This is a genomic window from Candidatus Stoquefichus massiliensis AP9, assembly GCF_000455285.1.
GTDB classification, from domain to species: Bacteria; Bacillota_I; Bacilli_A; order Erysipelotrichales; family Coprobacillaceae; genus Stoquefichus; species Stoquefichus massiliensis.
In genome coordinates, this window is the sequence record NZ_HG005287.1 from 56,938 (window position 1) to 71,054 (window position 14,117).

At 30.4% G+C, this 14,117-nt stretch carries 14 protein-coding genes and 1 pseudogene; 2 read left to right on the plus strand and 13 right to left on the minus strand.

Annotated features, from left to right (window positions below; genetic code table 11):
* Position 1: 1 nt before the first annotated feature.
* A complete protein-coding gene (locus tag BN350_RS06240) occupies positions 2-1,468 on the minus strand; it encodes an ABC transporter permease (RefSeq protein WP_028042825.1) in 1,467 nt (488 codons plus the stop codon).
* 115 nt (positions 1,469-1,583) lie between these two features.
* On the opposite strand from BN350_RS06240, the gene BN350_RS06245 reads away from it, so the two are divergent.
* On the plus strand, positions 1,584-1,892 hold the full coding sequence (locus BN350_RS06245; protein ID WP_028042826.1) for a Dabb family protein: 309 nt from the start codon (positions 1,584-1,586) through the stop codon (positions 1,890-1,892).
* Here the strand turns inward: BN350_RS06245 and BN350_RS06250 are convergent.
* The 6 genes from BN350_RS06250 to BN350_RS06275 all read right to left on the minus strand — a co-directional run bounded on the left by BN350_RS06250 (position 1,885) and on the right by BN350_RS06275 (position 5,615).
* Positions 1,885-2,409, minus strand: a complete 525-nt coding sequence (locus tag BN350_RS06250; RefSeq protein ID WP_028042827.1) for a flavodoxin domain-containing protein — start codon at positions 2,407-2,409, stop codon at positions 1,885-1,887. The two genes, BN350_RS06245 and BN350_RS06250, sit on opposite strands and share 8 nt — an antisense overlap.
* The gene (locus tag BN350_RS06255) at positions 2,402-2,869 is read right to left on the minus strand and encodes a MarR family winged helix-turn-helix transcriptional regulator (protein WP_028042828.1); all 468 of its coding nucleotides are present in this window, start codon (positions 2,867-2,869) and stop codon (positions 2,402-2,404) included. The genes BN350_RS06250 and BN350_RS06255 overlap by 8 nt, the downstream gene beginning before the upstream one ends.
* Positions 2,862-3,263 carry an FMN-binding protein gene (locus tag BN350_RS06260; protein WP_028042829.1) on the minus strand — a complete coding sequence of 134 codons (402 nt, stop codon included), beginning with the start codon at positions 3,261-3,263 and terminating at the stop codon, positions 2,862-2,864. The genes BN350_RS06255 and BN350_RS06260 overlap by 8 nt, the downstream gene beginning before the upstream one ends.
* Before the next feature lie 96 nt (positions 3,264-3,359).
* Entirely contained in the window at positions 3,360-4,583 is a 1,224-nt protein-coding gene (locus BN350_RS06265) for a DUF308 domain-containing protein (RefSeq protein WP_028042830.1), read from the minus strand.
* The gene (locus tag BN350_RS06270; RefSeq protein ID WP_028042831.1) at positions 4,580-4,930 is read right to left on the minus strand and encodes a NusG domain II-containing protein; all 351 of its coding nucleotides are present in this window, start codon (positions 4,928-4,930) and stop codon (positions 4,580-4,582) included. The genes BN350_RS06265 and BN350_RS06270 overlap by 4 nt, the downstream gene beginning before the upstream one ends.
* Before the next feature lies 1 nt (position 4,931).
* Positions 4,932-5,615, minus strand: a complete 684-nt coding sequence (locus tag BN350_RS06275; RefSeq protein ID WP_231385239.1) for a VanZ family protein — start codon at positions 5,613-5,615, stop codon at positions 4,932-4,934.
* A gap of 131 nt (positions 5,616-5,746) precedes the next feature.
* On the opposite strand from BN350_RS06275, the gene BN350_RS06280 reads away from it, so the two are divergent.
* Positions 5,747-6,070, plus strand: coding sequence for a PTS sugar transporter subunit IIB (locus BN350_RS06280; RefSeq protein WP_028042833.1), 324 nt, complete (start codon positions 5,747-5,749; stop codon positions 6,068-6,070).
* A 56-nt stretch (positions 6,071-6,126) separates the two neighbouring features.
* Here the strand turns inward: BN350_RS06280 and BN350_RS06285 are convergent, their stop codons facing one another.
* The 6 genes and pseudogenes from BN350_RS06285 to BN350_RS18625 all read right to left on the minus strand — a co-directional run.
* Positions 6,127-8,220: an EAL domain-containing protein gene (locus BN350_RS06285; RefSeq protein WP_028042834.1), complete on the minus strand. Its 2,094-nt coding sequence runs from the start codon at positions 8,218-8,220 to the stop codon at positions 6,127-6,129.
* Positions 8,221-8,316: 96 nt separating this feature from the next.
* Positions 8,317-8,658 carry a DUF5684 domain-containing protein gene (locus BN350_RS06290; RefSeq protein WP_028042835.1) on the minus strand — a complete coding sequence of 114 codons (342 nt, stop codon included), beginning with the start codon at positions 8,656-8,658 and terminating at the stop codon, positions 8,317-8,319.
* Positions 8,659-8,723: 65 nt separating this feature from the next.
* Positions 8,724-10,658 (minus strand): bilirubin reductase, long form, encoded by a 1,935-nt coding sequence (gene bilR / locus BN350_RS06295; RefSeq protein ID WP_028042836.1) that lies wholly within the window; start codon positions 10,656-10,658, stop codon positions 8,724-8,726.
* Between the two features lie 16 nt (positions 10,659-10,674).
* On the minus strand, positions 10,675-12,627 hold the full coding sequence (locus BN350_RS06300) for an oxidoreductase (RefSeq protein ID WP_044600169.1): 1,953 nt from the start codon (positions 12,625-12,627) through the stop codon (positions 10,675-10,677).
* Between the two features lie 90 nt (positions 12,628-12,717).
* Entirely contained in the window at positions 12,718-13,584 is an 867-nt protein-coding gene (locus tag BN350_RS06305) for a helix-turn-helix transcriptional regulator (protein ID WP_231385240.1), read from the minus strand.
* 73 nt (positions 13,585-13,657) lie between these two features.
* A pseudogene (locus tag BN350_RS18625) lies at positions 13,658-14,117 on the minus strand (bifunctional acetaldehyde-CoA/alcohol dehydrogenase); the annotation flags it as partial.

Genomic DNA, 14,117 nt, shown 5'->3' on the forward strand with positions numbered 1-14,117 from the left:
ATTATCCCTCCTTTTTAACTAGAATTTCTCTAGGTGATAATCTTAATATATAAATCGATGGAAGAACTACAGATACTAAACATATCAATCCTGTAATTTGTGCTAATTGAAGAATTGTTGATGATGTCAATGAAACATCTAATTCTGTATCTGTTGGTGATTGCATTGCTTTATTAAAGAAATCTGTATTTTTTTCTGTTTCATTAGATGTTTGTGTATCTGAATTTTGTTCATCATCTGGTATTTCCATAACCATTTGATTTTGATTATTTTGTGTTGATTCAAGCATTGAACTGACAACATTAGAAACCATTTTCCCTGTTCCTAAAGATAAAGTAAATGCGACAATTGCAATCATAAGTACTTCTATAAACTGTTGTAAGATGATTCTTATCTTCGCTTGACCTAATGATAAGAGAACTCCAAATTCATAAAAACGACTACGCATTGTTAATATTAAAATCAAACATAATATGGCACTTCCAGCACCTACAACAACCCATAAGAAGATGGTTGCAAATTGTTCCATATTCTCTAAAGAACGAATACTTCTTTGATAGACTTGATCATTAGCATCTAATGTATATGTTTCAAAATCTATATCTGTTGATGATTGAGCAAGTTCTTTAAATGCATCAATATGATCTGGATCATCTAAATAATATGTGGCACTTGTAATATTAGCTGTACTATCATTCAATTTCTGCGCTGTTGATAATCCTGTATATATCTGATTGATTGGATTTTGACGATTACTCATCGTACCACCCATTTGACTTGTTGTTTCTATTTCATAGATTCCTACAATCGTTAACTTAACACTGATTTCTTCTTCATCACTATTTGTTGCAATCACAGTGAATGTATCTCCTACAGACAAATCATTATCACCTGCTAGATTTGATTCAATAACACAGTTTGCTGTTTTCTCATCATCAGCTGTTAACAAACGCCCACTTTTTAAAACATAATTTTCTTCTGTAAAATCTGAAAGATTTTCCATTGTTGTATTACCTACAACAGTAAAATCATTTTCATCAAGCATCCTTGGCTGATTATCATTATAACCGCCAGGCATTTGACGATCATTGGCTTGTGTCGTTGTTTCACTTTCGACATTCATAGCAACTGGTTCAATATCATCACTTATAACTCCAACATTAACAGTATAATTATAATTCTTTACATATTTTAATGTCTTTAATTGATCAGCCATAGTCAGTGTTATACTACTCACTGTTTCATTCATTGCTGCTCCTTTATCTCTATTTTTCATCATATTTTGCATATTATAGGATAAAGTCACATCACTTCCTAAAGACGTTCTCACTTGCTCCATTGATTTGGTTGTTGCACTCTTAATGGATAATCCTGCAATCACTAAGTTTGCAATCACACACATTAATACAATCAATAATATCGTTTTACCAATACTTTTTTTAATGCTTAACAAAGCATTTTTAATCATAGCTATTCCTCCTTTTTAACACTTTAAGTTTATGAAATCATTTCATGAAAACAATCAAGAAATCATGTGAAAAAACATGAAAATCATATATAATGGATACAAGGAGGAGAAAATAATGATTAAACATATTGTCTGTTTTAAGTTAAAAGATAATAGTCCTGAAAACTGTCAAAAAACAAAAGATATATTAATGTCAATGAAAGATCATGTTAAACTCTTAAAAGATATTCAGGTAGGAATTGATTTTCTACATAGTGAAAGGTCTTATGATATTATTCTTGAAACAATTTTAGAGGATGAGGAATCTTTAGATGCTTATCAAAATGATCCTTATCACTGTAATGTTGTAAAAAAACACATGCATGCAGTCAGATCAGCAAGTATTGCTATTGATTATTATATAGACGAAAACAAGGTCAATTAAGACCTTGTTTTATATTTGTAATAAATTCATCAATATCTGTTTGTTTAGAAGCATCATGTGATTCCTTGAGTGCTTTCATCATTTCCTCTTCTTCACTTGTTTTTTCTTCCTTTTTAAGCAATGATTTATACATTGCTTTTAACATTTGTTTATATATAAATCCCATAGATTCATAGTTAACTCCTGCTTGAAAATAATAGAATGGAACATCTCTACCTAATTTCAATATACAATTATCTTTTATTTTTGAAATAATATCCTTAGCGTCTTTATCAATAGCACCACATGCATAAACATATAACCTTTGTTTAGAATCAATCATTTTTGATACTTTATCTAACTGATATAATTGACCTGCCATAATTCCAGATCCATAAATAATCATATCATAATTTTTTATATTATTTTTATTTAAATCTTCCAATGATATCATATCACAGGATAATGCATCACTTATCCATTTAGCATATTTTTTAGCAAAGCCTGTTTTACTTTTATAAATAACAATACTATTCATTTCCTATCTCCTTGATTTCTATTAAATTTTTTTCAAGTTGCTGAATTGTTTTTAAAGTGATATGAATGTCCTGTGGGCTTACACCTTGATAAAGCTGTTCCATAAAACGAAGTTCTTGTTTCATATACTTCTGTTTTAATTCATCCATCATGTTTGTTTTGAGTATTCGTATTTTTCTTTTATCTTTCGCATCAGCGACGATCTTAAGAAAACCTTTTTGTTCTAGCTTATTAATAATCTGTTTCACATTTTGATGAGAACTTCCCATAACATCCGCTAGTTCATTTACTGTTGGTGCTTCTTCAAACAATGATAAACACATCAATAAGAAAAACTGCTTACACGTTATTTCTTTATAAAACGTATCTCCTGCACTTTGCAATCTATTCCCAAAAGCAAAAAACATACCAAATAATATTCTTTCATTAGCCATATCTTTAAACATATCTTCTCTACTCATATTTACCCATTCCTTTCACTAATGCAACATTAACTGCTTTTTGAATAACTAAACTTGAATAAGTTGCACCACTTATCGTATCTACCTTGTCACTATTAAGTTTTATCATATCTTCTACAATGACTTCTGCATCTTTTCCTAGTCCATTATTATGTTTGAGTATATCTATTTCTTTTATTTTGCAATCCTTAGTCATAACCTTAACTTCAACCTCTATCAAAGTTGTTTTATACACTCCATGATAACTTCCATCTCTTAATTGACTCATATCAATATCCTGTAAAGAAATCTTTTGTATTTCTTTTGATTCAGTTTGAAACAACCAAAACATTATACCAGCAATAATCATACCTACAATACAAACACCTATGCCTATCTTTTGAAATAATTTCATCTCACCCTCCCAATAAGTAATATATTACCTATATAAGTAATATATTACTTATTTGAATATTTGTCAATAAAAAAAGCAAAGAAAGACTTCCTTGCCCTAATACAATCTCTTTTCTACAACTCTAGAATTTTCTTTTTTAGACTCTTCTTCAAAATAACTAAAATATGTTCCTGGTGTAATAATTCCATTCATATTCACAATATCAATACCAGATTTACCAATAATACGATCAGCTAATAAAACACAATTTGTTGTCATAACAAAATAATATTTAAATTGTCCCTTTTTAAATTTATAAAACTGTGCCTTTGTCCCCTTATACAAACGACTTGCATAATCATGAGCATCTTTATCATGGTAAAATGGCGGATACCATTCTATAAGATTTGTTTTAAAATCAAGTATTGTTTCCTCAACTCGCCTTCTTTGTACTTCATCTAAACACAGTGTATAGCCAAATATATGACTTGTCGGATCATCTAATCGACAAAAAGGAATATAGGCATCTTTATCCGCAATAAACAAGACTCCATCACCAACAGCACCAAATAGATGAGTAGAAGATTCATCATAAGCTCCATAAGCAATAACTTCATCTCGATAACAAATATCAACATGTCCAATGGCACCAAAACCATCTTTACTCACATGAATCAAAACTTCTAATGAACTTTCTCCATCAACATAAATCTTTTCATCTTCTATTTCTAAATGATTGTTAATATATTCAATGACAATTCTTGGCATCAAAGCAACTAAAAAAATAGGAAGTGAAACTCTAATTCTTCTCTTTAAAGTATTCTTACGATTTTCAGATAATAATTCACGAATTGATTTTGACATATATTTCAATCCAAGATACAAGCTATATATAGCTAATATTGATGTCATTTCTTTTGTATGAACCATTGGAGATAAAAGAAATGAAATACCAACAACAGTAAAAAGAATAGAAGAAAGTAAAAAGATAAGACGCCCACTCACTTTTTCCTTACGATAATAACAGTAAGTAATAAAATGGGACATTCCAGTTATACAAATATATAAAGCAAAAAGAATAACAACGAAAGAATAAGGTAATTGTGGAAATAACAGAAATATAAAACCAAAAAGCAAACGAATCAAACATTGAATAATATCAACTTTTTCACCACTAATCATTCTCCAAAAATAAGAAAATGTATCAATAAAAATTAATATTCCTAGCAAAACAACAATTGTGTATACAAAATAAGAAGAATAAACAAAAGCTAACCCACCAATAAAAACAAATAACATTCCCAGTAGGAATGTTAGAAAAAAATAAAACTTGTTTTTCATTGAATTTGATCCTCTGTCCCTACTTGTATGACATAGATTTCATTTGGTACACAAACAATTGATTTAGAACTTCCTTCTTTCACCCAACCCATCTTTTCACAATCATGATTTGGGCATTCAACATTCACTGCATGATACTGATGATCTTTAACTTCTAAAGAAAACTTTCCATAACTTCCTTCATAAGTATGAATCTTATCAACCGAAATATCTATGACATCAATAACTTCATTTTTATAACGTACTTCTATTGTATCCTTTTCTCCCTGAAACATCTCAAAAACAAAATATCCTATCCCAATAACCAAACATAATATAACAATTAATATAATATCTTTCTTTTTCATCCTATTCCCTTCCTTTTATATGATATCGATACCCAATTGGTAAACATCTCAAAATTAAATACATCAATAAACTTCCCACCACATTTAAAAACAAATCATCAATATCTCCACTTCCAATTCTTAAAAACACCTGTAATATTTCAACACCTAAAACGATAAAAAAAATAGTTATAAAGAAAATCATAAACTTTCTTTGTTTTTTAAATAAATAAGGTAAAAAATAACCCATTGGCATAAATACAACCATATTCCCTATAATATTCCTTAATAGTGTCTCTAAACTCACAACACCATTATGATATCCTTGAATAAATAATTGAATTGTTTCAAACAAATCTAAATTCACATTATATTCTAAATACTCTTCAAAAGTTAAAGTTGTTTTAAACATTTGTCTCCCAAAATCAGGATCTAAAAATAATACATAGAACAAATTTAAACAGTATATAACAAAAACAATCCAATGCACATATTTTATACCTTTTCTTCTTTTTTCAATACTTTGATTATATAAATAAAAATGACTATAACCTCCTATAGACAATATTTGAATCATAACAATGACAATCTTTTGAAGTAATGTCAAAGTTAATGTGTCTGAAATAATATAAATAAATTGTGTCCCAAAACTAAGTATCAAACACAATAAAAAAACATATCGATAACCCTTTATTTTCTTTTCCATAAATATATGGTAAAGGAGTGTATGACATAAGTCAATAAATTTATAATTCTTTTATTTATTATTCTTTCATTCTTATTTTGCTAGGTGTATAATATATATAGATAGAAAGAAAACTAAGGAGGATTTATAGAATGTTAAAAATCATGTTAGCTTGTAGTGCAGGTATGTCAACTAGTTTACTTGTTACTCGTATGGAGAAAGCTGCTGCAGAAAGAGGACTAGAATGCAAAATCTGGGCTGTTAGTGAAACTGCACTAACAACTGAATACGCAAATGATCCATGTGATGTTTTATTGATTGGACCTCAAGTGCGTTTCCGTTTGAATTCAATTAAAGAACAAACAAAAGGTGAAGTTCCTGTTGAAGTTATTGACATGCGTACTTATGGTATGATGGATGGTTCTAAAGTATTAGATCAAGCTTTAAAAATGTATGAAGATTGGAAAAATAAATAATAATTCAATTATTTATAAAAACGGCGATAGATTCTTATGAATTTATCGTCGTTTTCTTATGAATTTCTTTGCTGGTTCTGAATTAATTTCTCAAATTCTGCTATAGGAAGAGGTCTAGAAAAAACATAACCTTGTATAAAGTCACAGGAAGTCTTACGTAAAAAGGATGCTTGTTCGTTCGTTTCTATTCCCTCTGCAACAGTTGTCATATTCAGTGATTTTGCCATATCTAAAACACTTCTAATAATAATATTTTCTTTTTTATTATTCATCTTTTCAGATGAGAAAAATGCTTTGTCAAGTTTAATTGTATTCACTTCTAAATCCTTGAGTGTGTTTAATGTTGAATACCCACTTCCAAAATCATCCATAGAACAAGCAAAACCTTCTTTTCGAATCCTTTGAATAACGCTCATAAAGACTTCAGGATTTTCAAAAACCAATGTTTCTGTTAATTCAATTTCTAAATATTGAGTTGGAATACCATATTGATCCCTTATTCTAACATATTCCTCTAAAAAATTATTTTTAGAAAAATGAAATCTTGACATATTTACTGATATTGGCAGCAAATCTTTCCCTTGATCTTTCCATTTTTTAAGTAATCTACAAACATTTTCAAATACATATAAATCCAACTGAACAATAAAACCATTTCTTTCAAAAAAGGATATGAATTCTGATGGTGGAAGAAAGCCACGCTCTGGATGATTCCATCTTACCAAGGCTTCTGCCCCAGCACAACAATTTTCTTTTATTGAATATTTAGGTTGTAAATAAACTTCAAATTCATTGTTCTTAAGCGCATCTCTCATTCTGTTCTCTATATCTTTCTCATCCAACATTTTTTTGCGCATTTTTTCATTATAATAATTCAATATACATAAATCCGTATTTTGATTATTAGTTAATTTTCTTGCTGCATGAGCTCTATCTTGCATATAAGTGATTGCAATATCTGGTTCACGAATAAGATAAATACCTGCTGTAAAAGTTAAATAATACTTATACTCTTCATGAGCATTAAATGAATTGATGTCTACAATACATCGATTTAATCTTTTCTCAATACTCTTATCTTTTCCAATCTTCATTAGAATTACAAAATTATCAGAGAACAATCTAGCAATATACTCATCTTCTTGTAAATGATTGCTTATTTTATTATATACATATTTTAAAGTACGGTTGCCTGCTTCAATGCCTCCAACTTCATTAATTGTTTTAAAGTTCTGTAAATTCAACCATATCATTGCATATGTGCCCATTTGATGAGAATGAATTGCTTGACCAACAATAAGATCAAATTTTCTTCGATTAAAGCCTTTTGTCACTTCATCTGAAAAAGCAAGTTTATGTAAGGTCTGGTTATATTCTTGAAGTTGCTGTTTTTGTATTGTTAACTCTGTTACATCAGAGAAAATGAATAAATAAATAGGATCATTTTTATCTTTATCAATGCATTGTGCTGTAACCGTTAAATATTTTCTTTCATTCAATGCATTTAAAGGCGAAATAGACAATGTTAAAGATTCACCATTTCGTAACGCATCATAATGATAAACAATTTCATCCAATCCATTTTCTTTAGTCATTTCATTCAAATATACAGAAGGATGATTTTTAAAAAAACAATGAAAACGACTATTACCATCTAAAAACACCAATCCATCTTTTGTTATTTTATATTTAGCAATTAATCCAGGAAAATTATTTTCTGTTGTTTCTTTTTCTATCTTATTTTGCATAAGTTCCGTGATATCCATCATGACTGAATATGAAATACGATAACCATTGACATATTCATCAGTAAAATTGCCAATCACCTTAATCCATAATCTCTGTCCATTTTTATGTCTCATACGTACAATTGTTTCATAACGGTTTTTTCCTTTTTGAATAGTATCAATGACCACCTTACTAAGTTCTTCCCAATCATCAGGATCATTTTTATAAAATAAATCGGGGCGATTATGATACAGTCCTTCATACTCTTCTTTTGAATATCCAAACATTTCATAATAGCGCTGATTAGCAGTAACCAATGTAAAATGTTCATCTAGCAGATGTTTACTTACACTTGCATTCAAAGAATTCATTAAAAGCCAATATTCTATATCTTGTGATAATTCTGCATTATATTTACCCATTTTTATAACCCCCAACCTTAATCTATAATATAGTATATCACTTTATCACCAAAAAAAACTTATTTTATAAAAATAATTTAAAATATTACTATCATTTTATTGACTGTAATATTGACTACCACCAAATACTAAAATCAACATAAATAAAGGATATAAGAAAGTTAACCCTAGTGCGAAACCTATCCCATGACCAAATACAAATGATAAGCGAAATAGTAAGTAGAATATAAGTATCAAATTCAATCCAGGAATAAACATAAATAGAAATAGCCACCCAGAACCAGTTATCATTTCACAGAAAATATAGACATTTAAAATAGGTACAATAGCATACCAACCTGAATAGCCAGCACGTTTAAATAATACCCACCATGAAATAATTGTTATTAATGAAATAATAATTCCACCACTAACAAGTGCACTATACAACTCTTTCATCATTCTTCACTCCTTACATTCATTATACAAAATGCGTTGTCATAAAACAACGCATTCGATATTGATTAAATATTATTTGCAGCCAAATATCCTTCTTCAATTGCATGATTAATATCTGAAGCTTTTTCATGGCAATCACCTATCAAATGAATATCAATACCAGCTTGAGTTAATGGTGTGATATCAAAGGCATTTGGTTTTGCTCCAACAGCCATAATGACATAATCACATGGTAGAGAGATTGTTCCTTCTTCACTTTCTGCTTCTACTGTTGTTGCAGTGATTGCAGTCACTTTCGTTTTTGTTAGTAAGTTAACTTGATGTTTTTTGAATGTTTCAAACATTGTTGGTTTCACTGTTGATGATTCTTCTTTTGCGATTTCTTCCATCATTTCAACAATTGTGACATGGCATCCCATTGCTGCTAAAAGTTCTGCCGTTTCTGCTCCAACAAGTCCACCACCAATAACAACGACATGACCACTTGGTAATTGCTCATGGTTTAAAACTTTCCATGCATCATAAACATGAGGTAAATCATGACCTGGAATTGGTATAATTACATTAGATGCACCTACTGCAACAATAACACTATCTGGTTTTTCATCAAGTATACATTTTGCACAGACTTTTTGTCCTAATCTTAAGTCAACATTTAATTCTTTCATTTCATTTGTTAAATAATGAATGGCTCTTGTCATTTCTGATTTTCTTGGAGGTACACAGGCAATGTTTAATTGTCCTCCAAGGGTTGTTTCTTGTTCAAATAGAACAACATCATATCCTTTTGTTTTAGCAACTCTTGCAGCTTCTAATCCAGCTGGACCTCCACCTACAACAACAACTTTTTTCTTTTCAGTTGCTGGAACTATGACCCTTTCATATTCATAGCCATTTTCAGCATTTAAGACACAACTTAGGAATTGTCTATTTTGAATGGCATCTGTACATCCTTTATTACACATCATACATTGACGGATTCTTTGAGACTGTCCTGCTTCTATTTTTTTAACAAAGTCTGGATCTGTTAACAATGAACGTCCTAAACCAACAATATCACAAATACCATTTTCGATTAATGTTTCACCATTTTCTGGTGTGATAATACGTCCTACTGAAGAGACTGGAATAGAGACAGCTTCCTTAATTTGTTTTGTATATTTATTCATAAAACAATATGGCTGTGTTCCCATTGCTGGAATTGTATCATTCATATTACCTGTATGATTAGCTTGTCCAACATGAATCATATGAACACCTGCTTCTTCTAATATCTTTGCAAGTTTGATAGCTTCTTCAATAATTAAACCACCTTTACCTCTTAATGTTCCATCATCATTGACTGTTACAATTGGTAATTTGTAATCAATACAAATATCAGGTGCATGTTCTTTAATTGAGTTCACTACAGCTAACGCAAAACGTGTTCTATTTTCAAAAGATCCACCATATTCATCTGTACGATGATTCAAAATTGTTGAGCATAATGATCCTACCAATCTATCACCATGAACTTCTATGACATCAACACCTGCTTCATAAGCACGTCTGACACAATCTCCCATCTTTTCTAAGATTGTATTTAATTGTTCCTCTGTCACTTCATCTATATAATGTAACATATCATGATGTAATTTCGCACGCGCTGCTTGCATATCACCTTTTTTAAAGAGCTCAGCTAATGCATCAACATCATATTCAGGATGGAATAATTGAATTCCTAATTTACAATCATAATCATGCAAAGCATCTGCTAAAGATTTGAAAGCTTCAATTTGTCCATCATGGAATAATTTTGGAGTTGGTGAAACAGTATTCACTGGAGCCACATCCCCTAAAACAATATAGGCAACCCCACCTTCCGCTAATCTTTTATAAAAATTATAACTCTGTTTTCCAATAGATCCATCACGTTCTTCATACCCAGTTGTCATTGGTGGGAACATGATACGATTTTTTAATGTGATTTTTCCAACTTGAATAGGTTCTAATAATTTCATTTGTTTTCTCCTTTTATTATATATTTTTACAGATTTGATAAGCATCTGTAATCGCATTTTTTATTTTTCCTGAATGATTTGCATCTCCTAAAACATGATAAGATATATTCATCTTTTCTAAAATATCTTCAAAGAAATGATCACTCTGATATCCTATGGCTTCAAGAATTGTATCAACTTCTTTTATAACATATGTTTGTCCATCTTTTTGATATGTGACTGTTGATTTATCAACACCAGTAACCTTTGCATCAGTAATGATTTGCACACCTTTTCTTTCCATTCTTTGTACTAAGACACTACGTGATGGTGATGTATCATCCATAATAATATTTGATTTCATTTCAATAACTGTAATCTTTTTATTATTTGGATGTCTATCATTAACAAGTGGAGCAATAAAATCAGCAACTTCACAGCCAACAGAACCACCACCTACAATGACTACATTCTTACCAGCCCACATTTTACCATGTAAAATATCTTGAGCTACACCACTATGTGGATGTTTTTTAAACATCTCTAATTCAATTGGCTTAGCACCAGAAGCAACAATCACTTCATCAAAATGATGATTCTCTAAATACTCTTTATCAACACATGTATTGAGTTCAACATCAACCCCACTATCAATTGTTTTTTTGATAAAATATTTTGTAACTTGAGCAAAATGCTGTTTTGCAATTGGATAGCCTGCCACAATCATCGCTCCACCTAATTGTGATGATTTTTCAGCTAATGTCACATTATGACCTCTTTTTCTTAAAATATAAGAAGCTTCTAATCCAGCTGGACCACCACCAATCACAAGAATCTTTTTAATGACAGATGCAGGTACAATTGTTTCTTCATTTTCCATTGTTAATGCTGGATTAATACCGCATTCTACATGATCCTTTAACATTGTAGAACTTAAACATCCTAAACATCCAATACATGGTCGTATATCATCTAATTTATTTAACATAATCTTATTCACAAAATCAGGATCACATAATAATGAACGCCCAACCATACAAATATCTGCTAAATCTCGTTCTAATATTTCTTCTAATATCCAAGGCTCATTTAAGCGTCCAACTGTAGCCACTGGAATATGAACACATTTTTTTATCTCTTTCGCCCCTATAACATGACTTGCTTGTGATGTTCCTGGTGGTGTGATTGAACTGCCACGATGAATCGTTGTTCCACCTGAGACATGAATCATATCAGCACCTGCTTCTTCTAAACGCTTGGCAATATAACATCCTTCATGCAATGATTGTCCACCATCTTCATAATCATCACCACTAATACGGACAATGATAGGAAAATCACGACCACATTTTTCTCTCACATTTGCTATTACTTCTAATAAGAGACGAATACGATGCGTAATATCTCCACCATATTCATCAATACGTTTATTATAAAGTGGTGACAAGAATCCGCCAATTAAAGCATGTGCATGAGCAGCATGTATTTCAACACCATCCATTCCAGCTTTTTTAGCACGTAAAGCAGTATCTCCAAACTGTTCTACTAATTCATGAATTTCATCAACACGTAATGCACGTGGTGGTTGTTTGGCATAATAAGGCCCAACTTCACTTGGTCCCACTAATTGAGGTGTACCAGGAAATGGTAAAGCCATATATGCTGGATGTAATAATTGTGGACAAATCTTTCCACCATATTTATGCACCTCATCAGCTAATCTTTTCCATCCCTCAATATAAGAATCATCTTGTAAAGAAGCAGTATGAGCAATATACTTATAAATCGGCTCTACCATAACAACCTCAGTAATAATTAATCCAACTCCACCTTTTGCACGTCTGGCATAATGATAAATCATTTCATCTGTAACATATCCATCCTTAGTAGCAAAATTTGTTGACATTGGTGACATAAAAATACGATTTTTCACTTCCATATTATGAATCATAATAGGCTGAAATATTTTTTGATAATGATCTTTTAACATAGACATCCTCCTTTCCCATATGATAGCACTTACAGATATACAAAACATATTCATTTATACAAAAAACATATACTTTTATGCATATGTTTATTATTTCACATAGTTCTTATAATCTCTTGGACTCATTCCAACATGTTTCTTAAAGTCTTTAGAAAGATGATATGATGATGAATAACCAAGTTCCTGTGCTAAAGATGTTACACTTTCTCCTAATAGCAAACGACTTTGAACATATTGTATTTTTTCATTATGAATATAAGTTGCTGGTGGAATGCCAAGAACATTAACAAAAGCTTTATATAAAACACCTGTTGAAACACCTAAATCTTGTGCCATTTTTGTGAGTCTAATAGGTTCATAGAGATGTTCTTGAATATAATGAATAGATTCATTGACTAAATCAATAAAGGGAGAATGAACAATATGAATAGAGTCATCTTGATTTCTTTTGAGTTGAGCACGCATAATTTCAACGATAACTCTCATTAATGCAGAAGTAATAATGCTGGAATAACCAATTTCTTTTTCGTGTGCTTCAACTAATAATCGATCAAACATTTCAGTAAAATTCTTCATTTCATGAGGATAGATGAGATGTCCATGTTTTGTCAGCAAGGATAGGAATTGTTTTCTTAAATGTAATGGTTCTATTTCAAAATGAAAGTAATAATAGGAATATTTATGATATTTCTCATTGATTGATGTATTCAATTGAAAGGGTTCTAATATTAAAAAACTACCTGGTGGACATATATATTCTTTATTACTTATTCTTGTTATTGAACCACCTTCGCGATAATAGACAATTTCAATATCATTAGATATATACTGTGCTTTTGTATCATGATCACTTTCCCATAATCCAAAGTTATTAATTTTAAAAGTCATTTGTCCTAATAATTCAGTTAAATCATCACTTACAAATGGTGTATATTGTTTTTGTGTTTGTATATACATTATCATCACATCCTTATTCCCATTTTACGCCAAAAGAAAAAGTGTTGCAATCACGCAACACTTTTATTCATTATTATTTCTTTGGAGCTTCTGCAGCAAACTTAGATTCATAATCATAAATCATTCTTAAGATTGCTTCCATATCATGTACCATAGGCATTCTTGGATTAGCTGGAGTACATTGATCTTCATAAGCATTCATAGCCATTCTATGAACTGATTCTTCCCAAGCATCTTTATCAATACCTTGAGATTTAATGTTGCAAGCAACACCAACTTTAGCACATAATTCTTCACATGCATCAGCAAACATAGCAACACCTTCAGCAGGAGTTTTTGGTTTTAATCCAATTAATTCTGCTAATTCCATGTATTTTACATCTGCTTTATAATTTTCAATCTTTGGCCAAATATTTAATTTAGTTGGAATCGTTCCATTATATCTTATAACATGTGGTAATAAGATACCATTAGTACGTCCATGAGGAACATGCCATTCTCCACCGATCTTATGAGCTAATGAGTGATTCATA